The following is a 20539-nucleotide window of genomic DNA, read 5'->3' as shown; positions in this document are numbered from 1 at the left end:
TCACGGTTTCTCCGATTCGAGCTCGCCTTCCCAGCGCGAGACGGCGGTGGCGACAGCAAGGTTGGCGGTGACGTTGGGGACGGTGCGGACCATGTCGAGCAGCCGGTCGAACGGCAGGATGAAGGCGACGATGGCGGCGGTGCGCAGGTCGTCGACGCCGATCATCGACATCACGCCGGTCAGCATGAACAGCGCCGCCGACGGCACGCCCGCCGCGCCGAGCGCCAGCAGGGTCGCCGCCAGCACCAGCACGGCATAATCGGACGGCGCCAGCGCCACGCCGTAGATTTGCGCCGCAAACATGCTGAGCAGCCCGACGTAGACGGCGGTGCCGTCCCGCGCGAGGCCGACGCCCAAGGGAATTGCCGCCGAGGCGATCGGCTTGCCGAGGCGCAGCTTCTCCTCGGCGACCTTCATCGAGGTCGGCAGGGTGGCGGCGCTCGAGGTGGTCGAGAAGGCCATCAGCACCGCCTCGACGATACCCTTGAAATAGCGGCCGAGCGGGTAGCGGGCGACGAGGCCGACCAGCGCCGCCTGCACCACGAAGATCTGGAACAAAGTGCCGAGGATGAGGGCCGCCGCCAGCCAGAACAGCGTGGCGAACACTGCCAGCCCGTGATTGCCGACGGTGGCCGCGATCAGCGCGAACACGCCGAGCGGCGCCAGCTCCATGAACAGCGCCACCAGCCGCAGCATCACCGCCGCCGCTCCTTCCGCGAAGGTCACCAGCGGCTTTGCCTTCGCCCCGACCAGCAGCGCGCCGAGGCCCAAGGACATGGCGAAGAAGATGATCGCCAGCATCTCGCCGCTGGCGATCGCCGCGAACGGGTTGACCGGGACGATCGCCAGCAACTGATCGCCGATCGAACGCGGCGGCGCGCCTTCGGCGGCGACCGTCGCGGTCAGCTGCACCCCCGCCCCCGGCTGCAGCCACGTTCCGAGCGCCAGCCCGACGCACACCGCCAGCGCGGTCATCGCGATGAGAAGGCCGATGGTGCGTCCCCCCATCGTGCCGAGGCGCTTGGGATCGCCCAATGCCGCGACGCCGGTGACGATCATCGCCAGCACCAGCGGCACCACCAGCATGCGGATGAGGCGGATGAACAGGTCGCCGATCCAGCGGATATGCTCGGCCCGCTCGCCGAGCGCCCAGCCTGCCGCCGCGCCGAGCAGGATCGCGAGCAGGATGCGCTGCCACAGCGGCGTCGCGAACCAGCGGCTCATGGCGCGGTCCAGCGGTCGAGCCAGGCGTTGACCGCCGCATACCATTCGACCGTCGCCTGCGGCCCGAGGATCAGATGATGCTCGTTCGGGAAATGCAGCAACTGACTCGGCACGCCGCGGCGCTGCGCGGCGGCGAAGGCGGACAGGCCCTGGTCGAACGGCACACGATAGTCGCGTGCGCCGTGGGTGATCAGGATGGGCTTTGACCATTTGTCGACCTGCGCGACCGGGTTGAAGCGCTCGACGTCCTCGACCGCCGCCCACGGCGCCTGGCCGCCGCTGATCGTCTGGTCGTTGTGGTAGAAAATGTCGTTCGAATAGGAGAGGCCGCGCGTGTCGAAGGCGCCGGCATGCGCCACGAAGCAGCGCCACGGCTCGTTCCAGACGCCCGCCATCCACTTCACCATATAGCCGCCGAACGAGCTGCCCATCGCGCAGGCACGGTTGCCGTCGAGATCGGGGAAGCGCGCGAGGATTGCCGGCCAGACGCGCTTGAAGTCTTCCAGCGGCCGGTCGCCACGATGACGGACGATCGATTTCGCGAAATCCTGCCCCCAGCCGACCGAGCCGTGGAAATTGACCATCACCGTCGCATAGCCGCGCGACGCCCAGATCTGCGGATTGCGCAGGTAGGACCATTCGTTGCTGTAGGCGCTGTGCGGCCCGCCGTGGATCAGGAAGATCACCGGCACCTTGCGCCCCGGCACCACCGGCGGGCGAGTGACGAAGGCCTGCACCGGCTCGTCGTTCCACCCTGGAAAGCTGACACTCTCGGTCTTCGCCATCGACACGTCGGCAAGCTGCGCGGCGGCGGCCTGCGTGACCTGACGGGTCGCGCGATCTCGCTCAACCATCACCTGAGCCGGTGAATCGAAGCGACTGGAAAGCCAAGCCAATGCTGGTCCACCCACCGCGATCGACGACGCCACGCCCTCCCCGGTCAGCGGCGTCACCTTGCCCGACAAGTCGTAGGCGAAAATCCGCCCCTGCCCGTCATCGTCGACAGCGCCATAGAGCCGCTTGCCATCGCCACTCCACGCAATCTCCATCGGCCAGCGGTCGAGCGCCGCGCCCAGTTCCTTCGCCCCGCTGCCGTCGAGCACAGCGACGAACAACCGGCTCCGCTCGCCGTCCGAGCCGTTGCCGCCACGATGCAGATAGGCGAGCTTGCCGCCCGAGATCGCCGGCCGGAACGCCGACCCGCCCTGCTCGGGCAACAATCGTGTCGGCGCCGCGCTCCCATCGACAGCCACCCGATACAGATGGTTGTGCGCGCTGATCGTCGGCGACACGCCGGATGCCAGCGCCGAGAAGATGATCGTCCGCCCGTCGGGCGTGACGTCGAAGTCATAGTCGTCCTCGACATCGAAGCCGCGCGCCAGCGGCACCGCCGCCCCGCCGTCGAGATCGAGCCGCACCAAGGTGCCGCGCCGCCCGTCACCATAGCTGTCGTAGAAACGGACGCTCAGGTCGTCGTAAAGCTGCGACGCCTTGCGCGTCCGCTTGCGCTCCGCGAGCCGCTCGGCGGTGCAGGCCAGCGTCTCGCAATCGGTAAAGCTGCGGATGATCGCGATCGCCGTCCTGCCGCCCGGCAGCACGCGATAGGCGCCGACATCGACCGGCGCGCGCGTAAGCTGCTTCGTCCCCCCGCCAACGCTGGTCCGCCAGAGCTGCCGAACCCCCTCGCCGTCGACGCGCAGGAAGTACAGCTCCCCGCCCTCACCCCAGCGTGGACGCGGAGGCCCCGCCGCCGGCTCGGTGACCCGCACCGCCTTGGCGTCACGCTTGGTGAGATCGAGCGCCCACACGGCCTGCCTTGCTGCGCCGGCGTCATAGTCGACCGTCCGCAGCGTGTAGGCGAGCCAGCGGCCGTCGGGCGACAGCTGCGGGTCGCCCACCCGCTCCATCGTCGCCAGATCTTTCGCCGTGAACGGTCGAGCGCTTACGGGCGCCGCGATCAGGGCGAACATCAGCAGCAGCGCGCGGATCATCCGGGCCTCCGGTTGAGCGGGATCAGCGTCTTCGGCGCCTTGCGGAACGGAAAGCTGGCGATGTCGAGCGCCGCCGGTCCCGGCGCGTCGGTGTCGATGATGGCGGCCAGATGCGGGCCGTAGGCGGCGCGGAAATGGTTCTTCGCCTTGATGGCGAGCAGCGCATGGTCACCGATCTTCAGCCCGTGCAGGGTCAGCAGCCCCGGATCGTGCGGCGAGGCGCAGATGCTCGTGACGATCACATCGATCTGGGTCCGCTCGATCCGCAGCAGCGCGGTGCGCCCGAAATCGAGCTTCGTGCCGATGATGAAGGGTGGCTGCGCGTCGAACTTGCCCTCGGTCAGCTTCAGCACCTTCGCCCTGAACGGCACCGGCGCGCCGAAGTCAGGCGTCAGCCGCCCGCCGAGCGTGCCCTCGACCATCCCACCGATACCCACGGCGCGGGCGGCCTCGACCACCGTCGGGTCCCAGAAAAAGGCGAACAATGTCGGGACCGTTAGCTTCGCAGCGATCAGCGCGCGCAGCAGCTCGGGCGTGTCGGCGACGCCGCCCGACAGCGGATTGTCGCCCGCATCGACGATCGCCACCGGCTTCGGCCCGGCCAGCGCCTTCCTGATCGCCTCGGCCGGCTTCGGCAACGCCATGAAAAAGCGGTCGGTGCGAGCGTCGATCTCACCGGCGAGCCGGGTCGCCGTCGCCTGCGCCAGCGTCCGGTCGCCATCGGTGAACACCAGCGCCGACGCGCCGGCGGCGACGCTGTCGCCATAGGAGAAGCCGCCGAACGGCACCGCGTCGAGCACCTTGCCGCCGATCATCGCGGCGGCGACCGTCTCCAGCTCGGCCATCGGCCCATCGGCGGTGCGCATGTTGATCGACGGCAGGATCGCCTTCGCCTTCACCAGCGCGCCCGCAGGGTTCAGCCGCCCCTCGACCTTGCCCTTGAGCATGGTGAGCGCCCGCTGCGCCGCCTCGGCCTGATCGACATGCGGGTGGGTCTTATAGCCGCTCCCGCCGTCGAGCAGCGCCACCAGCCGCGGGTCGATGTTGGCATGGAGGTCGAAGCTCGCCCCCAGCGCCACCCCCGGCCCCACTGCGTCGCGCACCGCCTGCACGAAAGCGAGGTCGGCGAGGTCGCGCCCCTCGACCAGCAGCGCGCCGTGCAGGATCAGCAGCACTGCGTCGTAGGACCCGTCCGCCTTCAGGTCGGCGACCACCTCGGCAACGATCGCGTCATACACATCGGCGCGCACCGGCCCCGAGGGCGTCGCCTGCGCCAGCCGCAGGAAATCGACCTGCCAGCCGGGGTTCGCGGCAGCAAAGGCCAGCACCCCGCCCAGTTCGGTGGCGCTGCCCGTAAAGCGCTGCGCCTCGTCGCCCTTCGCCCAGACGCTGCTGCGGAATTCGTCAAAGCCGATCGTCACCGGCGCAAAGCTGTTGCCTTCGTGCGAAAGCATCGCGACCGCCAGCCGCGGCCGCTTCGGCGCGGCGGCGATGGTAGCGAGCGCCGCGCCGCTGAGGAGAATTTCCCGCCGCGTCATCCGCATGGCTGCCCTTTCGCCCGCGCGCAGACCGCGTCGATCGCATCGGCCAGCCGCTCGACGATCAGGTCGATGTCGGCGGCGCTGCTGACGAAGGGCGGCGCCAGCAGCACATGGTCGCCGCTGATGCCGTCGATGGTGCCGTTGCCTGGATAGCAGGCAAGCCCGCGGTCGAGCGCCGCCGCCTTGATGCTCGCCGCCACGCCCGCTTGCGGCGCAAACGGCGCCTCCGTCTCGCGATCGGCAACCAGCTCGACCGCCATCAGCAGCCCGCGCCCGCGGATGTCGCCGACATGCGCATGCTGCCCCAGCCGCTGGTGCAGCCGCGCCTCGAGCCGCCGCCCGAGCCGCTGCACCTCGCCGACCAGTTCCTGTTCGACGATCACCCGCTGCACCGCGAGCGCGGCGGCACAGGCAATCGGATGCGCCATATAGGTGTGGCCGTGCATCAGCGTGCCCGAGCCCGCCTCGATCGCGTCCACGATGCCCGCGCCAACCAGCAGCGCGCCGATCGGCTGGTAGCCGCCGCCCAGGCCCTTCGCGACAATTTGCAGGTCAGGCGCAACGCCTTCCGCCATCCAGGCGTGGCGGGTACCCGTTCGCCCCAAGCCGCACATCACCTCGTCGAGAATGAGCAGCGCGCCGTAGCGGTCGCACACCTCACGCACCATGCGGAAATAGCCGGGGGGCGCGGTCACCGCCCCCGACGTGGCTCCACCCACCGTCTCGGCGACGAAGGCCGCGACGGTGTCGCCGCCCAGCCGCTCGAACTCGGCCACCAGTTCGGCGCGCAGCCGCTCGACATAGTCGGCATCGCTCTCGGTCGCCGCGCGATAACGATAGGCAAACGCCGGCGAGACATGGCTGAAGGCGGTGCCGAGCAACGGCGCATAGGGCTCACGGCGCGGCAGATTGCCCGACAGCGCCAGCGCGCCGAGCGTATTGCCATGATAGCTCTGCCGCCGCGCGACGAAGCGGCGCCGCTGCGGCTCGCCCACTTCGAGGAAATATTGGCGCGCGAGCTTCACCGCCGCCTCCATGGCCTCCGACCCGCCGCTGACGAACAGCGCCCGCGTCAGCCCGCCCGGCACGTCGCCGACCAGCGCCTCCGCGAGCCGTTCGGCGGGCTCGGTGGTGAAGAAGCCGCTGTGCGCATAGGCCAGCGTCTCCGCTTGGCGGCGGATCGCCTCGATCACCGCCGGATGCGCGTGGCCGAGGCAGGAGACGGCGGCGCCGCCCGACGCATCGATCACCTCGCGTCCTGCGCTGGTGCGGATGCGGACACCGCTGGCGCTCAGCGCGCGCGCCGGCGGGCGGCGCAGGTCGCGGTGCAGCAGCAAGGTCATAGCCGCCCCGCCGAGACATAGGCGGTGTGCGCCGCGATACGCGCCTCGGAGGCCTGCAACTGTGCCCGCCCTTCGGCGCCAGCCCGAAGATACAGCGTCTCGGCCAGCGCCTGCAGCAGCGCGGTGCAGGCGGTCAGCGAGGGGAAAAAGCCTGGCGAGCCGGCATCATAGGTCAGCACCGCGTCGGCGCCCTTCGTCGGCGGCGCGGACGCGTCGTCGGCCACCACCACCAGCCGCGCCCCCGCCGCCAGCGCCGCCTGCGCGGTCATCAGTCCGTCACGCGAATAAGGCGCGAAGCCGAACAGCAGCAGCGCATCGCCGCGCCGCAGCCCGCCGAGATCGAGGTCGAGCGCGCCGGTGGTGCCGATCAGCGCCACCTCGGGTCGGAACAGCCGGTAGAGATAATGGAAATGCGCGGCCGGCGCGGCGCAGGAACGGAAGCCGGCGACGAACACCCGCGCCCCCGCCTCCAGCACGTCCGCCGCGGCTTCCAGCGAGACGGTGTCGATCGCGCCGATCGCCTGCTGGTCGGCGGCGAGCATCCGCGCCGCCACCCCCGCATCGGGCGCCGGCCGGCTGGAGAAGGGAGCGGCCCGCGCCGCATCCAGATCCTCGCGCGCCTCGGCGAGCAGCGCCGCGCGCAGTTCGTCCCAGCCGCCGAAGCCCAACGATCGGGCCAGCCGCGTATAGGTGGTCGGAGACTGCGCGCTGCCCCGCGCCAGCGCCCGCATCGGCAGGCTGGCGGCGTCGAAGGGGTGGTCGGCGACATAGCGGGCGGCCGCCGACAACTGCGGCGGCAGCGTTGCCGCTGCCCGAACCAGCCGTCTCGCCAAAGATGACGCCATCGCTCCCCTCGCCCGATGAAACGAATGTCGCAGAGCGAATCGCAGATACGCAACATCTGTTTCATCCGCAGGCGCGACGAAAATCGGTGGCGAGGTTCAGGTTTTCGCGGATTGGCTGGGGCGCCTGGATTCGAACCAGGGAATGGCGGTACCAAAAACCGCTGCCTTACCACTTGGCTACGCCCCAACAGGGTGGAGGCGATATATCGGCGCCTCCGGGTGCTGAAAACCCCTTAAGCGCGCGTCGTGCGCGCCGCGTGCGAGATCACCACCGTGTAGGCGGCCAGCGCCAGCGCCAGCCAGGCGAGGCTCAGCTGCGGCCAGAGCAAGGTCAGCGCGTTCGGCCCGGCGACCATCGCAAGGTAAATGAACAGCCCGCGGCGCGGCCAGCCCCAGCGCAGCGCCAGATGATGATGCAGGTGATCACGATCGCCCAGGAACGGCGATACACCGCGGCGAATACGCACCGACATCAGCCGGATGGTGTCGAAAACCGGGATCGCGAACAGCACCGCGATATGGTCGGCGCGGATCGCCGCGAACTCGTGATTGTAGGTATAGATGGCGAACAGGCCGAAGACGCCCGAGAGCGCGTAGCTGCCGCCGTCGCCGAGAAACAGCTTGCCCTTCAGATTGAAGGCCATCGTCACGGCCAGCGCGACGGTCGTCGCCGCCAGCACCGGGAGCAGCGGCCCGGGGCAGTGCGGCAGCAGGGTGAGGCTCCAGACCAGGCAGATGCCGGTGACGAGGCCGTTCTTGCCGTCCGCCATATTGACCGCGTTGAGCAGCCCGACGAGGCAGAGGAGCGCGAACCCCTGCCCCGCATCGTCGAGGAACCAGGTGCGGTCGGAGATCGAGAAGCGCAGGAACGGCAGCCCAAAGTCGGGTGCATAGAGCACGACAAGCAGCAGCACGATAAACGCGAGCGCCAGGCGGATCTTCGGCCCCAGCGCGAAGCGGTCGTCGGCAAGGCCGATCAGGAACATGCTGGCGACCGCGAAGGCGAACCAGGCAAGATGGATGCGCACCGCCGCCACCGTCGTCGGATCGGCCAGCACCGCCAGTACCACCGCGACGACCGACAATACGATTCCAAGCCCGCCGACCAGCGGCGTGATCTTCGCATGCTGCTTTCGGCCGCCCGCCGTATCGGGGAAGTCGAGAACGCCAATCGCCTTGCCGAGGCGCATCGCGTTGGCGCCGACCAGCCCGCTGATGACCAGCGCCAACGCGGCGGCCAGAGCGATCCATGCCATATTGCTCAACGCTTCACCCCGGACAGCCTCGATTGCGGCAACGCGGCGGATATTCTAAGCCGCCTTCAAGTCTCCCGGCGATGCCCGAGGAGCGATGCGGACGCAAGGGGTTGACCGATGACGGTGCTGGTAACGGGTGCGGCGGGATTCATCGGCTTCCACGTCGCTCAGCGCCTGCTCGCGCGGGGCGACGAAGTGATCGGCCTCGACAGCCTGAACGACTATTATGATGTCGGCCTGAAGCAGGCGCGCGTCGCCGAACTGGAGCGACACCACAACGCCTTTCGCTTCGTGCAGTGCGACTTCGCCGACATGGCCGCGGTCAACGCCGCGCTGCAGGGCCTCGGCATCGACCGGATCGTCCATCTCGGCGCGCAGGCCGGTGTCCGCTATTCGATCACCAACCCGCACGCCTATGTTCAGTCGAACCTCGTCGGGCACCTGAACCTGATGGAATACGCCCGCCACAACGGCGTGCGACATCTCGTCTACGCATCGTCGTCCTCGGTCTACGGTAGCAACACCAAGCTTCCCTTCGCCGTCGAGGACCGGGTCGATCACCCGATCTCGCTCTATGCCGCGACCAAGAAGGCCGACGAGCTGATGAGCGAGACCTACAGCCATCTCTACCGGCTGCCGCAGACCGGGCTGCGCTTCTTCACCGTCTATGGCCCCTGGGGTCGTCCCGACATGGCGATGTGGCTGTTCACCGACGCCATTCTGCAGGGCCGGCCGATCAAGATCTTCAACGGCGGCAACATGCGCCGCGACTTCACCTATATCGACGATATCGTCACCGGCATCGTCGCCTCGCTCGACAATCCGCCGGCGGACGACGGTCAGCCGAAGGCCGGCGGCTCGGTGAACCCGCATCGCCTCTACAACATCGGCAATCACCGCTCGGAAGAACTGATGCGGATGATCGGCCTCATCGAAGCGGCGGTCGGGCGCGAGGCGATCAAGGAATATCTGCCGATGCAGGACGGCGACGTGAAGGACAGCTTCGCCGATATCTCGGCGATCCAGCGCGACCTCGGCTTCGCACCGACGACCAGCATCGACGAGGGCGTGCCCCGCTTCGTCGAGTGGTTCCGCCGCTACAACGGGGTGTGAGCAACTACGCGATCTGGGGCCTGTTCGGGCCCGCCACCTGGCCGGCGTGGCTCGCGTTGCTGGCACTGCTTGCCGGTTTCCTGAAGCGCACCCGCGCCCGCTGGCCGCGGCGACTGCTGATCGCGTCGCTCGCGCTGTTCATCGCCTTCGGCCTCGTACCGACCGGCGACTGGCTGGCCCGCCCGCTTGAGACGCACTTCCCGCCGTATGACGCGGCAATGGCCGACCCCGCGCATATCGTGGTGCTGGCCGGATCCGAAGAACTCGACGCGTCGGCGGTCGCCGGTCGGCCGGAGGTCGGCGGTGCCGGTGACCGGCTGCTCGAGGCGGCGGCGCTGGCGCACGCGCACCCGCGCGCCACGCTGTGGATCGCCGGCGGCGTGCGGCGCCATGGCCGTGCCGATGTCGAATGGGCGCGCCTCGCCTGGACCCGCCTCGGCATCGCCGCGAAACGTATCCGCATCATCGACCACACGCTCGACACCTGCGCCAACGCGGCCGGCGTCGCCGCGCGGCGGCTCAGCGGGGAAATCCTGCTGGTAACCTCGGCGATGCACATGCCGCGCGCTGTCGCCTGCTTCGAGGCGAATGGCGTACGTGCCGCACCCTATCCCGTCGATTACACGATCCGGCCATCAGGTACCGGCAGCGCGCGATCGGTGATTGGCAACCTCCGCCAGGTCGACACTGCGCTCCATGAATGGATCGGCCTCGCCTATTACCGGGTGCGCGGCCGGACCAGCACGCTGCTGCCCGTCGGTTAAGGGCGCTCGGCGCCTTCGCGAGGAAGGCGCCGCTGCCGGCCTTATTGGTTCGACAGGATCGCGATCGAGGCGATCGCCGTCGCGAATTGGCCGAAGATCGTCGCGACATCGCGGACGAGGTCGAGCGTCCGGCCCGGATCGATTTCCTTCGGCACGATGATCGTGCTGCCCGGCGGCACCACCGCGGCGGTACGCGTCCAGCCGGCCGACGACAGCGGCTGCGCCGTGCCGTTCGGCAGCACCAGGAACGCCCGGTCGGCTTCGGCCGACGACTGCAGACCGCCCGCCTCGCGAACATAGTTCTTGGTCGACTTGCCGGCAACGAACTGCAGCGCGCCCGGATTGTTGACGTCGCCGAGCACCAGCACGAAGTTCGGCGTCTTCGGCATGACGATCACGTCGCCGCCCTCGAGCACGGTGTCGAGTTCCGGACGAACGGCGAGTACCTGCGGGTCGGTCTCCACGACCATGCGGCCGGGCGCCTCGATGTTGCTCAGGCGGTCGATCAGGTCGGTGGCGGCGGTCAGCGACCCAGCCTCGGCGCCGCGGCGGCTGATCGCGGCCAGCAGGCCGGCGTTCAGCTCGCGGGCGGTGCGCTTGAAGCCCTCCTGCTGGAGCTCCTTCACGCTCTTGCGCGTGAAGATCGCGCCATAGGGATAGGCCAGCCTCGACAGGCCGCCGGCGCGCGTGATGAGCTGGCCGAGCGTCTCGCCCTTGCGGATCGTGTAATAGCCCGGCTGCGCGAACTCGCCTGACAGCAGCACGCCGCCCATCTCGAACTGCGGCTGCGAGGCACCGATGCGCAGGTCGTCGCCAGGCCGGATGACCAGCGAGGCGAGCCCCGCGTTCGGCTGCGGCGCCACCGCCGCATCATCGTCGGCGCGGATCACCGAGGCGAGCATGTTGCGCGAATTGACCGTCGTGCCCTGCGCGACGCTGACCAGGCTGGCGGCCGCGATATCGGTGGCCACCGGGTAGGCGCCCGGCTCGCGCACCGCGCCGCCGATGGTCACCGCATGCTCGATCAGCATCGGCAGCAGGTCGGGCTGGGCCTCGAACACCGCCGGGCACAGCGGTTCGCCGGTATTCTGGCCTTCGAGTTCGCCGCCCGAGCGCGCATAGCGGTCGGCCTCGCGCTCGGCGTTGAGCAGCCGGCGACGGCGGATATCCGCCTCATCGTCGTCGAGCTGCGGCACCTGCGCCTGCTGCGCGTTGCCGGCGCCCGATGCACTGGCCGGCACTTGCTGCTGCGTCTGGGTCGACGGCAGCCCGCCCTCGACCGTCGGCGTTTCGCCGCGGCGGCGCTGCCGTTCGTCGAGATCGTAGTTGCTGCGCGACAGCACGGGCCGGCGCGCCGTAGCCAACCGGCCGGAACCGCGCGCCACCGCGGCAAAGCGTGACGACTGCACATCCTCCGCCAGCGTGCGGAGATTTTCGAGCGACCGGCACTCGGGCAGCAGATTGCCTTGCCCGGTCACCACCCGTCGCACCGCGGCGCTGTTGAGGAAATCGATGTCGGTGCGGCTGAACACGAACAGGTCGTCGCCGCTGCGCAGCGGCACCGCGGGGCTGTTGCGCAGCGCGGTGATCAGGTTGACGCCCTCATACACCCGCGAGCCGGTGATCTCGTCACGCCGCGCCAGCACCGCCATCGGCAGATAGGTGCCGGCCCGAAGATCGTCGGGATCGCCGAGCAGTTCGCGCACCGTCGCCGTCATGCCCAGCGCCCGCGCGCCAGGGTTGGCGACGAAGCCGCTCAACGCCACGCGGTTCTGCGCGCCGCCGGCACTGCCGCCCGACACCTGCACGGCATCGCCGGCCATGATCGTCTGGGCCGAACCGGTCGCGCGGATGAAGCTCTCGCTGCCGTCCGGCGCAATCCGGCTGACGGCCGCCTGATAGCCGCGCGGGCGCAGCGCGCCGCCGGCATAGCTGATGAGCTGGCTGAGCGTCGTCGAGCCGCGAACCTCGTAGATGCCCGGACGCGCCACCGCGCCGGCGACCGCGACGGTGCCGCCGATCACCGGGATGACGATCCGGTCGCCGTCCTGAAGGCGTACCGACGACGGCGTGCCGATGCCGAGCAGACCGTAGAGGTCGACCGTGGTGCGACCGCCGCCTGAGCGCTCGATCCGCACGTTGCGCAGCGAGCCGTTGCGGCGAATGCCGCCGGCGCGCGCGATCGCCGTCGCCACGTCGCCGAGCGAGGTCATGCGATACTGGCCGGGACGCTCCACCTCGCCACCGACGAAAACCGAGATCGCCCGAACCGAGCCGAGCGAAATATAAACATCGGTGCCGAGCAGCGTGCGCCGGGTTTCGGCGGCGAGTTCGGAACGAACCGCGCCGATCGAGCGGCCCGCGGCGCGGATCGGGCGAATCTGCCCGACGACGATCCGGCCTTCCCGGTCGACGCGCACGGTCTGGCTCTCGTTCGTCGCGCCCTGGAAGGATACGACGACCTGATCGCCGACACCCAGGATATAGCCATCGCCGACGGCACCGGTCAGCGGGCCGCTGCCGCCCTCCGACGAGCGGAACAGGTCGTAGCCGAACTGGCGGAGCGTCGGGTCGCCCAGGCGCTCGCGATACTCACGCTCGACGGTCGACGGCGTGTACAGGCGGTCGAGCTGCACGCGCGAACGCTGACGCCGGAGTTCGAGCTCCTCGCTGGTCGGCCCGGCAGGCTGGGCAGCGGTGCTCGCCGCGTCCATGTCGCCTTCCTGACGCGATTGGTCGAGCTGCTCGCCGGCATTGGTGCCCGCGCCGAGTTGCCCCTGGATACGGCCGAGAACGGAGGGGTCGATCTGTTGCGCCAACGCCGGGATCACGACAACGAGCGAAGCAACGCAGAGCGCGGTCAGACGCCGCGCGAAATTGAACCGCAACTGGCGTCGCACAGACCACTCCAATGTCAGAAACCCCGATGTCTGATCGGGTGATAGGAACAAGCGCGCAGGCCGTCAACGGCGCCTCGCGTCGCGTTCGCCTAGAGGCGGACGATCTCCGCCACGCGCGCTTCCGCCACGCCGCTTGCCGCGTCGAGCACCAGCGGCGACTGGCCAGGCGTGAGCATGTGCGAATCGGCATGCGAACGCGACTCGCCGAGCGCTCCCGCGCCCTGCGAACCGATGGCCGGAACCATCGCCAGTCCGGTGGCCAGCGCCACCATCGCAAAGAACCTTGCCTTGCGCGTCATGCCCAATACTGTGCCCACTCCCCATGACCCGCAAGATGCGAGTCAGGACGTATTTCGTCTATTGAACCCGAGCGCCTCATACTCCAGCCATGTTACAAGAGCAAGTCGTTGCGCGGCGCGGCAAAAGAAGCGCGCACTCGGCCCAACGCGCCGGTTGCCCGTCCGGCCTATCCGTGGAAGATATCGGGCATGGCTGAACTGACGCCCGCGGCCTCGCCGCAATTCCTGCGCGAAGCCGAAGTGCGCCGGGGGATCGAACTCCTCTACTTCGGCTATGGCAGCATGATCAAAGGCGCAGATGCGCGGCTCGAGGAGGTCGGGCTCGGCCGCGCGCACCATCGCGCGCTCTACTTCATCGCCCGCCGTCCCGGCATGCCGGTCTCCGACTTGCTGCGTCTGCTCAACATCACCAAACAGTCGCTGAGCCGCGTGCTTGGCGAATTGCAGGCCAAGGGCCTCGTCAGTCAGGAAGTCGGCAAGCGCGACCGGCGGCAGCGGCTGTTGCGCCTCACGCCGGAGGGCACCGCGATGGAAGCGATGCTGTTCGACAAGCTGCGTGAGCGGATGGTCGCCGCCTATACGCAGGCCGGGCAACAGGCGGTGACGGGCTTTTGGGCCGTCCTGCTCGGTCTTATCCCGCCGCTGGACCGGCCGATGATCCAGGAATTGCAGGCGACGCTGCGCTAGCCAGCTCGGCAGACCGCGCGGCCGCCGCCGCGACCGTCTCGGCCAGAAGCGCGGTCAAGCTGCCGTCACCATCGAGCACCGCAAGCCCCGCCGCCGTCGTGCCGTTGGGGCTCGTCACCTGTTTGCGCAGCTCCGCCGGGCTTGATTCGCGCAGCGCCGCGAGCGCCGCCGCCCCCGTCACCGTCTCGAGCGCCAGCGCCTGTGCCGTCTCGGCGGGCAGCCCCGCAGCGGTCGCCGCCGCCGCCAGCGCCTCGATGAAGCGGAACACATAGGCCGGGCCCGATCCCGACACGCCGGTCACTGCATCGAACAGCGATTCGTCGTCGATCCAGTGAACCGCCCCCGCCGTCGCCATCAGCGCCTCGGCGAAGCCACGATCCTCGGGAACGCCGCCGCACAGCACCGTCGTTCCCTCCCCGATCCGGGCCGGGGTGTTGGGCATGGCGCGGATCACCCGCAACGACAGGCTGCCGAGCGTCGCCAGCCGTGCGCCCGCGAGGATCGACAGGATCAGCGGGTTGTCGAAGTGCGCGGTGAGCGTCGGCGCGACCTCGGCGAGCAACTGCGGCTTGATCGCCAGCAGCACGATGTCGGGCGCCCGTCCCGCTTCAGCGGCCGTCGCGACCACGCGGATACCGGCCGGGACGTCCTTCGCACCGGGATCGATGACAACGACATGCTCGGGATCGACACCGCAGGCGATCCAGCGGGTGAGCAGCGCGCTGCCCATGTTACCGCAGCCGACCACCCAGAGGGTGCCGATCCGGTCGAGACGCGGGGCGTCCATCGCCGGGAGAATCAGGCTTCGCCGACGGTGTCGATCAGCGCGGCGTCGAGCGCCTCGGCGGGCTTCTTGCCGGCCCACAGCACGAACTGGAACACCGGATAGTAGCGCTCGCACTCGTCGATCGCCGCCTCGACCAGCGTTTCCGCCTGATCGAGCGACAGGCCGATCTCGTCATCGCCGTCGAGCAGGGTGGCGTGGCGGAACAGCAAGGTGCCGTCGGCCGCCCACATCTCGAAATGGCCCATCCACAATTGCTCGTTGATCAGGCCGATCGTCTCGTAGATCGCCGAGCGCTTGGCATCGGGCACGCGCACGTCGGGCAGCGCCACGAACTGCAGCATCCGCTCGTCCTCGCGCCACAGCGCGCGCAGCTGATACTGCGTCCACGACCCTTCGACCGACGCCACGATTTCCTCGTCGCCGTGCCGTTCACAGGCCCAGCCATGCGCGCCGAAATAATGCTCTAGCATGTCGATCGGCGCCGCCGGCGCCTGGGTCATCTCGGTTTCCAGGTGGGTCACCCGGCAAAGCTCCTACCCCTGCAGCGATAATGCTGTCGGGCGTCATGCGAGTCCGCAAGCCCCGCGGAGGCGGCAAAATGCGGATTCCTGTGGATAATCACGCTTTGGCGTCGCCGGGCGATGCACGTGAGGCGCCGCGGCTACGCTTCGGCGCCGGCTTGGGCGTAGGATCGGCGCTCGTTGGCACCGCCGAACGGCCTTCCAGCGCGTCGAGTCGCGCCTTCAGCGCCTCGGCCTCGGCGCGCGCAGTGGCGGCCATCGCCTTCACCGCCTCGAACTCTTCGCGGCTGACCAGGTCCATGCCGCCGATCATCCGTTCGAACGCCTGGCGCATGTTAGCCTCCATTTCGCGACCGACGCCGGCCAGCGTACCGGCCGCGCCCGTCGCCAGCTTGGCGAGATCCTCGAAGAAACGGTTCTGCGTCTGCACGGGCCTACTCCTGTGACGGCAACGCAAGCTCAACGCTTGCGACGGCGATAGCGGGTCCGCCGTCCAAATTCAGCTCATGGATGCGCCAGTTGAGGACGCCCGCAAAGCCGAGCCACGCGAGATAGGGAAGCATCAGCAGCGCTGCAAGGCGGCGCACCGTGAAGAAGGCGATGGTGGTGAGCAGCGCCGCGACGCCGATGCCGACCAGCAGCCAGAAGGCATCCTCGATTCGCTGCGCGCGGAAGAACAAGGGCGACCAGGCGAGATTGGCGGCGAGTTGCACCACGAACAGCAGCAGCGCCGGCCAGCGCATCGTCGCGCCGCGCGCGCTCCAGATCATCGCCACCGCGATGCCCATCATCGCATAGAGGATCGTCCAGGCGATCCCGAACACATAGCCGGGCGGGTAGATGTCGGGCTTCACCAGCGCCTGGAACCAGGGGTTCGACTCGGCTGACCCCGCCACCCGGCCCGAAATCGTGCCGAGCAGGATGATCAGCGGCACCGCCACCAGCACGGCACGCAGCAGCGCGCCGCGAAGCTGCGCGGGGGAAGCCAGCTGCGACATGTGCCTACTCGGCCGGCTGCGCGGCGCCGCCGCCCAGTTCGTCCTTGAGCTTGCGTGCCACCGCTTCCGGTGAGCCGGTGCGGCGGGCCAGCCGGTTGTAGAACACCGGGATCAGGAACAGCGTCAGCAGCGTGGCGATGCTGACGCCCCACACGATGACCACGCCGATCGCCTGCCGCGCCGCGGCGCCGGCGCCGCTCGCGATCATCAGCGGGATGGCGCCGGCGACGATGGCGATCGAGGTCATCAGGATCGGGCGGAGGCGCCGGGTCGAGGCTTCGATCACCGCCTGCTCGATCGACCGGCCGCTGTCGCGCAGCTGGTTGGCAAACTCGACGATCAGGATGCCGTTCTTCGCCGCCAAACCGACGAGCATGACGATGCCGATCTGGCTGTAGATGTTGAGCGTCCCGCCCATCACCACCAGCCCGAGCACGCCGCCGCCGACCGCCAGCGGCACGGTCAGGATGATCACCGCCGGGTGGATGAAGCTTTCGAACTGCGCCGCCAGCACCAGGTAGACGATGATGATCGTCAGCAGGAACACGATGACGATCGAGGAGCCCGTCTGCTTGTAGGAGAGCGATTCCCCTTTGTAGCCGACCTGCGTGATCTCGGGGATCTGCGCCGCCTCATTCTCCAGCCAGGTCAACGCCTCGCCGAGTGAATAGCCGGGCGCGAGGCTGCCGCTGAGCGTCACCGCGCGCAGCTTGTTGTAGCGGCCGAGCGAGCCCGCGTCGGCGAAGTTGCGCAACGTCACCAGGTTCGATAGCGCCACCAGCTGGCCGGTCGTCGACGAGCGGACATAGACGTTGGTCAAATCCTGCGGGCTGATACGGTCCTCGGCCTCGGCCTGCAGCACCACATAATATTCCTCGCCGCGGTCGACGAAGGTGGTGGCGCGACGCGAACCCATCATCGTCTCGAGCGTCGAGCCGATCTCGGTCACCGACACGCCGAGGTCGCCGGCGCGCGCGGTGTCGATGTCGATCAGCACCTGCGGGCGGGTTTCCTTGTAGTCGCTATCGAGATCGCGGATGTTCGGATTGCTCTCGGCGGCCGCCAGCAGCTTGTCGCGGGCGCTGGCGAGTTCCTCGAAGGTGTCGCCGGCGATCACGAACATCAGCGGCCGGCCGCGGCCACGCGACAGTGCCGACGGCACCGCGGCGCTGACACGCACTGCGGGGTTGTCGCGCAGCTTGTCCTCGACCTGCTGAACCACTTCGCGAGTGGTCACGTCGCGGTCGGCCCAGGAGTGGAGGAACACCATGATGCGGCCGCCGGCGAAATCCTCGCTGGCGCCAAAGGAGTTGGGCGCGCGCACCATCAGGCGGCGGATCGGGCCGTCCTCGATCATCGGCAGCAGCTCGCGCTCGAGCTCGCCCATGTAACGGACGATCGTGTCCCAGCCGGTGCCCTCGGCGGCGGTCACCGAGATCTGGAAATTGCCCTGGTCCTCCTCGGGTGCCAGCTCCGACTGGAGCGTGGTGCCGAGGCCCAGGCAGGCGATGACGAACATCAGCGCCGCGCCGCCCGCCAGCAGCGGCTTGTTGATGATGCGGCGAAGCACGCCTTCATAGCGCGCGTTCAGGCGCTCGAAGCGCGCATCGACGAAGCGGGTGAAGCGGTTGGAGCTGCCCGCCGGCTTCAGCATCTTCGAACAGAGCATCGGCGTCAGCGACAGCGCGATGAAGCCTGAGAAGGCGATGGCCCCGATCATCGCGGCGGCCAGCTCGCGGAACAGCATGCCGGTGTTGCCGCTGATGAACATCACCGGCACGAACACCGCGCAGACGACGAGCGTGGTGGCGACGACGGCGAAGGCGACCTGCGACGCGCCCTTGTAGGACGCGACCAGCGGGCTCTCCCCCTGCTCGATGCGGTGATAGATATTTTCGAGAACGACGATGGCGTCGTCGACGACGATGCCGATCGCCAGCACCAGGGCCAGCAAGGTCAGCAGGTTGATCGAGAAGCCGAGCGCCCACAGCACGATGAAGGTAGCGAGCAGGCAGATCGGCACGGTGATCGCCGGGATCAGCGTGGCGCGCGCCGAGCCGAGGAAGACGTAGATGACCAGCACGACGAGCACCGCCGCCTCGATCAAGGTCTGGTAGACGTTGTCGATGGCGGCCGAGATGAACTGCGAGGAATCGCTGTTCACGTCGAGGTTGACGCCCTCGGGCAGATTCTTCTGCGCCGATTCCATCACCGCGCGCGCCGCGTCGGCCACTTCGAGCGTGTTGGCGCCCGACTGGCGGACGATGCCGAGGCCGACCGCCGAAACGCCGTTGCCGCGGAAGAGGCTGTAGGGATTCTCCGGCCCGACCTCGACGCGCGCCACATCGCCGAGGCGGACGAGATAGCCGGTCTCGCCGCGCGAGACGATCAACTGCCGGAAATCATTGGCGTTGGCATAGGCGCGGTTGAGGCGGACGGTCAGGTTCTGGCCCTGCGTCTCGACACGCCCCGCCGGCAGCTCGACATTCTGGCGGCGCAACGCCGCCTCGACATCGCCGACGGTCAGGCCAAGCGCCGCCAGCCGCTCGCGGTCGATCCAGATGCGCATCGAGGGCCGCGCCTCGCCGCCGATCTGCACGCGCGCGACGCCGTCGATCGAGCCGAAGCGATCGACGAGGAAGCGGTCGGCATAGTCAGTGAGCTGCATCGAGGTCCAGCCCTTGCCGGACAGCGCGATCCACATGATCGGCTGCTCGTCGGCGTCGACCTTGCGGATTTCGGGCGGGTCGGCCTCTTCGGGGATGTTGTCGAGCACGCCGCTGACGCGGTCGCGCACATCGTTCGCCGCCGCGTCGATATCGCGGTTGGACGAGAATTCGATGCTGATCGACGAGCGACCGTTTTCCGAGTTCGAGGTGATCGACTCGACGCCCTCGATGCCGCTGATCCGGTCTTCGATGACCTGGGTGATGCGGCTTTCGACGACGTTGGCGGCGGCGCCCCGGTAGTTGGTCTCGATGGAGACGATCGGCGGGTCGATGTCGGGCACTTCGCGCACCGACAGGCTGAAGAAGGCGACGGCGCCGGCGAGCACCAGCAGGATGGCGATGACCGCCGCGAAGACCGGCCGCTTGACCGAGACATCGGATAGAAACATCGGCTACTCCGCTGCGCCGCGCGCGGCGGCAGCAGTTCCCGCTGCCGGCGCCGTGCGAACCTTGCCCCCGTCACGTACCTTGATCGTGCCTTCGGCGACGATGCGGTCCCCCGCCGCAAGGCCGCGCTTCACCTCGACCATGCCCTGCTGGCGGATGCCGACCTCGACCGGCGTCTTCAGCGCGGTGCTCTCGTCATCTACCTTGAACACGAAGCTGCGATCACGTTCGGCAACGAGCGCCAGTTCGGGCACCGCCAGCGTGGTACGCGGGTTGGCGAGCACGTTGACGGTCAGCAGCATGCCCGGCTTGATCCGCGCATCCGGGTTGGGCAGCACCGCGCGCACCGTGACCGAGCGGGTGACCGGATCGACGGTCGGCTCGATGCTCTCGACCGCCCCGCGGAACACCTCGTTCTGGAAGGCGGCGGCGCGGGCCTCGATCGCCTGGCCGGTGCGCATCGCCGACAGGAAGGTCTCGGGCAGCGCGAAGTCGAGCTTGATCTGCGACAGGTCGCTGATCGTCGCGATCTCGGTGCCCGGACTGACGGTCGCGCCCGCCGAGATGCGGCGCAGGCCGACGACGCCCGAAAACGGAGCGCGGATGACGCGGTCGCCGATCTGCGCCTGCGCTTGCCCGGCCTGCGCGCGCGCCGCATTGACCATCGCCACCTGCTCGTCGACGCGGGCATTGGTGGCAAAGCCGCGATCCTGCAGCTGGCGAAGGCGGGTCAGCTGCTGCTGAGCCTCGGTCAGCCGCGCCTGCGCCTCGTTGAGGCCGGCGGCCTGCTCGCCGCGCGACAGCTCGGCGATGATCTGGCCCCGCTGCACATAGGCGCCATCGGTGAAGTTGAGCCGCACGATCCGCTCGGTCACCGTCGCGGCGATCGTCGTCGACTCGCGGGCATAGGCTGTGCCCACCGCCTCGATGCGATCGGAAAAGGCGATCGGCTGCACCGTCGCGGTGGTCACCGAGGGCGCCTGCCCGCCGCCGGGTCCGCCGGGCGCCTTGGCGGCATCACCATCGCCGCAGGCGGCGAGCGCGAGCAGCGCGAGGACCGGAAGTGCCGAACGCGGGCGGAAAATCATCGGGACGCGGCTCCTGAACTTTGCGGGGGACTCGCAAGGCTGCCCTTTGGCCGCAACAACGCGACA

Annotated in this window: 17 protein-coding genes and 1 tRNA gene; 3 read left to right on the top strand and 15 right to left on the bottom strand. The window is 69.0% G+C overall.

Annotated elements, in window-relative coordinates; genetic code table 11:
- From ACFOMD_RS13060 to ACFOMD_RS13030, 7 genes are all read right to left on the bottom strand, one after another.
- Positions 1 to 1224 (bottom strand): dicarboxylate/amino acid:cation symporter, encoded by a 1224-nt coding sequence (locus ACFOMD_RS13060; RefSeq protein WP_380862064.1) that lies wholly within the window; start codon positions 1222 to 1224, stop codon positions 1 to 3.
- Positions 1221 to 3215 (bottom strand): S9 family peptidase, encoded by a 1995-nt coding sequence (locus ACFOMD_RS13055; protein WP_380862062.1) that lies wholly within the window; start codon positions 3213 to 3215, stop codon positions 1221 to 1223. The genes ACFOMD_RS13060 and ACFOMD_RS13055 overlap by 4 nt, the downstream gene beginning before the upstream one ends.
- Positions 3212 to 4759, bottom strand: a complete 1548-nt coding sequence (locus tag ACFOMD_RS13050; RefSeq protein WP_380862060.1) for a M81 family metallopeptidase — start codon at positions 4757 to 4759, stop codon at positions 3212 to 3214. The genes ACFOMD_RS13055 and ACFOMD_RS13050 overlap by 4 nt, the downstream gene beginning before the upstream one ends.
- Positions 4750 to 6099 (bottom strand): aspartate aminotransferase family protein, encoded by a 1350-nt coding sequence (locus ACFOMD_RS13045; RefSeq protein ID WP_380862058.1) that lies wholly within the window; start codon positions 6097 to 6099, stop codon positions 4750 to 4752. The genes ACFOMD_RS13050 and ACFOMD_RS13045 overlap by 10 nt, the downstream gene beginning before the upstream one ends.
- The gene (locus ACFOMD_RS13040; protein ID WP_380862056.1) at positions 6096 to 6944 is read right to left on the bottom strand and encodes a MurR/RpiR family transcriptional regulator; all 849 of its coding nucleotides are present in this window, start codon (positions 6942 to 6944) and stop codon (positions 6096 to 6098) included. The genes ACFOMD_RS13045 and ACFOMD_RS13040 overlap by 4 nt, the downstream gene beginning before the upstream one ends.
- A gap of 112 nt (positions 6945 to 7056) precedes the next feature.
- Positions 7057 to 7131, bottom strand: a tRNA-Gln gene (locus ACFOMD_RS13035).
- Positions 7132 to 7177: 46 nt separating this feature from the next.
- Entirely contained in the window at positions 7178 to 8200 is a 1023-nt protein-coding gene (locus ACFOMD_RS13030; protein ID WP_380862054.1) for a glycosyltransferase family 4 protein, read from the bottom strand.
- Positions 8201 to 8317: 117 nt separating this feature from the next.
- Here ACFOMD_RS13030 and ACFOMD_RS13025 point away from each other — a divergent pair, with 117 nt between their 5' ends.
- A complete protein-coding gene (locus tag ACFOMD_RS13025; protein WP_380862052.1) occupies positions 8318 to 9313 on the top strand; it encodes an NAD-dependent epimerase in 996 nt (331 codons plus the stop codon).
- Positions 9310 to 10077, top strand: coding sequence for a YdcF family protein (locus ACFOMD_RS13020; protein ID WP_380862050.1), 768 nt, complete (start codon positions 9310 to 9312; stop codon positions 10075 to 10077). The genes ACFOMD_RS13025 and ACFOMD_RS13020 overlap by 4 nt, the downstream gene beginning before the upstream one ends.
- Before the next feature lie 41 nt (positions 10078 to 10118).
- On the opposite strand, the gene ACFOMD_RS13015 is transcribed toward ACFOMD_RS13020, so the two are convergent.
- Together ACFOMD_RS13015 and ACFOMD_RS13010 are read right to left on the bottom strand one after the other, a co-directional pair.
- Positions 10119 to 12977, bottom strand: coding sequence for an SLBB domain-containing protein (locus ACFOMD_RS13015; RefSeq protein ID WP_380862048.1), 2859 nt, complete (start codon positions 12975 to 12977; stop codon positions 10119 to 10121).
- 89 nt (positions 12978 to 13066) lie between these two features.
- Positions 13067 to 13276 (bottom strand): hypothetical protein, encoded by a 210-nt coding sequence (locus ACFOMD_RS13010; RefSeq protein ID WP_380862046.1) that lies wholly within the window; start codon positions 13274 to 13276, stop codon positions 13067 to 13069.
- 189 nt (positions 13277 to 13465) lie between these two features.
- Between ACFOMD_RS13010 and ACFOMD_RS13005 the strand changes: the two genes are divergently transcribed.
- The gene (locus ACFOMD_RS13005; RefSeq protein WP_380862044.1) at positions 13466 to 13963 is read left to right on the top strand and encodes a MarR family transcriptional regulator; all 498 of its coding nucleotides are present in this window, start codon (positions 13466 to 13468) and stop codon (positions 13961 to 13963) included.
- Here the strand turns inward: ACFOMD_RS13005 and proC are convergent.
- The 6 genes from proC to ACFOMD_RS12975 all read right to left on the bottom strand — a co-directional run bounded on the left by proC (position 13908) and on the right by ACFOMD_RS12975 (position 20473).
- The gene (gene proC / locus ACFOMD_RS13000; protein WP_380862042.1) at positions 13908 to 14750 is read right to left on the bottom strand and encodes a pyrroline-5-carboxylate reductase; all 843 of its coding nucleotides are present in this window, start codon (positions 14748 to 14750) and stop codon (positions 13908 to 13910) included. The genes ACFOMD_RS13005 and proC overlap by 56 nt on opposite strands.
- A gap of 11 nt (positions 14751 to 14761) precedes the next feature.
- Entirely contained in the window at positions 14762 to 15250 is a 489-nt protein-coding gene (locus ACFOMD_RS12995) for a type III secretion system chaperone family protein (RefSeq protein ID WP_380863443.1), read from the bottom strand.
- A 118-nt stretch (positions 15251 to 15368) separates the two neighbouring features.
- On the bottom strand, positions 15369 to 15701 hold the full coding sequence (locus ACFOMD_RS12990) for an accessory factor UbiK family protein (protein WP_380862040.1): 333 nt from the start codon (positions 15699 to 15701) through the stop codon (positions 15369 to 15371).
- Positions 15702 to 15705: 4 nt separating this feature from the next.
- Positions 15706 to 16269 (bottom strand): TspO/MBR family protein, encoded by a 564-nt coding sequence (locus ACFOMD_RS12985; protein ID WP_380862038.1) that lies wholly within the window; start codon positions 16267 to 16269, stop codon positions 15706 to 15708.
- 4 nt (positions 16270 to 16273) lie between these two features.
- A complete protein-coding gene (locus ACFOMD_RS12980; RefSeq protein ID WP_380862036.1) occupies positions 16274 to 19387 on the bottom strand; it encodes an efflux RND transporter permease subunit in 3114 nt (1037 codons plus the stop codon).
- A 3-nt stretch (positions 19388 to 19390) separates the two neighbouring features.
- Complete coding sequence (locus tag ACFOMD_RS12975) at positions 19391 to 20473, bottom strand: efflux RND transporter periplasmic adaptor subunit (protein ID WP_380862034.1); 1083 nt, start codon at positions 20471 to 20473, stop codon at positions 19391 to 19393.
- Between the last annotated feature and the right edge of the window lie 66 nt (positions 20474 to 20539).

It is taken from the genome of Sphingoaurantiacus capsulatus, from assembly GCF_042648405.1.
Classification (GTDB): Bacteria; Pseudomonadota; Alphaproteobacteria; order Sphingomonadales; family Sphingomonadaceae; genus Sphingoaurantiacus; species Sphingoaurantiacus capsulatus.
This window is presented reverse-complemented; position numbering and strand designations above follow the sequence as displayed.

Excerpts from the sequence above, each read along its gene's own strand:
- ACFOMD_RS13025 (WP_380862052.1), top strand. The coding sequence starts at position 8,318 with ATGACGGTGCTGGTAACGGGTGCGGCGGGATTCATCGGCTTCCACGTC.
- ACFOMD_RS13050 (WP_380862060.1), bottom strand. The coding sequence starts at position 4,759 with ATGCGGATGACGCGGCGGGAAATTCTCCTCAGCGGCGCGGCGCTCGCT.
- ACFOMD_RS13040 (WP_380862056.1), bottom strand. The coding sequence starts at position 6,944 with ATGGCGTCATCTTTGGCGAGACGGCTGGTTCGGGCAGCGGCAACGCTG.
- ACFOMD_RS13045 (WP_380862058.1), bottom strand. The coding sequence starts at position 6,099 with ATGACCTTGCTGCTGCACCGCGACCTGCGCCGCCCGCCGGCGCGCGCG.
- ACFOMD_RS13060 (WP_380862064.1), bottom strand. The coding sequence starts at position 1,224 with ATGAGCCGCTGGTTCGCGACGCCGCTGTGGCAGCGCATCCTGCTCGCG.
- ACFOMD_RS13055 (WP_380862062.1), bottom strand. The coding sequence starts at position 3,215 with ATGATCCGCGCGCTGCTGCTGATGTTCGCCCTGATCGCGGCGCCCGTA.
- ACFOMD_RS12985 (WP_380862038.1), bottom strand. The coding sequence starts at position 16,269 with ATGTCGCAGCTGGCTTCCCCCGCGCAGCTTCGCGGCGCGCTGCTGCGT.
- proC (WP_380862042.1), bottom strand. The coding sequence starts at position 14,750 with ATGGACGCCCCGCGTCTCGACCGGATCGGCACCCTCTGGGTGGTCGGC.
- ACFOMD_RS12995 (WP_380863443.1), bottom strand. The coding sequence starts at position 15,250 with ATGACCCAGGCGCCGGCGGCGCCGATCGACATGCTAGAGCATTATTTC.
- ACFOMD_RS12975 (WP_380862034.1), bottom strand. The coding sequence starts at position 20,473 with ATGATTTTCCGCCCGCGTTCGGCACTTCCGGTCCTCGCGCTGCTCGCG.
- ACFOMD_RS13005 (WP_380862044.1), top strand. The coding sequence starts at position 13,466 with ATGGCTGAACTGACGCCCGCGGCCTCGCCGCAATTCCTGCGCGAAGCC.
- ACFOMD_RS13010 (WP_380862046.1), bottom strand. The coding sequence starts at position 13,276 with ATGACGCGCAAGGCAAGGTTCTTTGCGATGGTGGCGCTGGCCACCGGA.
- ACFOMD_RS13030 (WP_380862054.1), bottom strand. The coding sequence starts at position 8,200 with ATGGCATGGATCGCTCTGGCCGCCGCGTTGGCGCTGGTCATCAGCGGG.
- ACFOMD_RS12980 (WP_380862036.1), bottom strand. The coding sequence starts at position 19,387 with ATGTTTCTATCCGATGTCTCGGTCAAGCGGCCGGTCTTCGCGGCGGTC.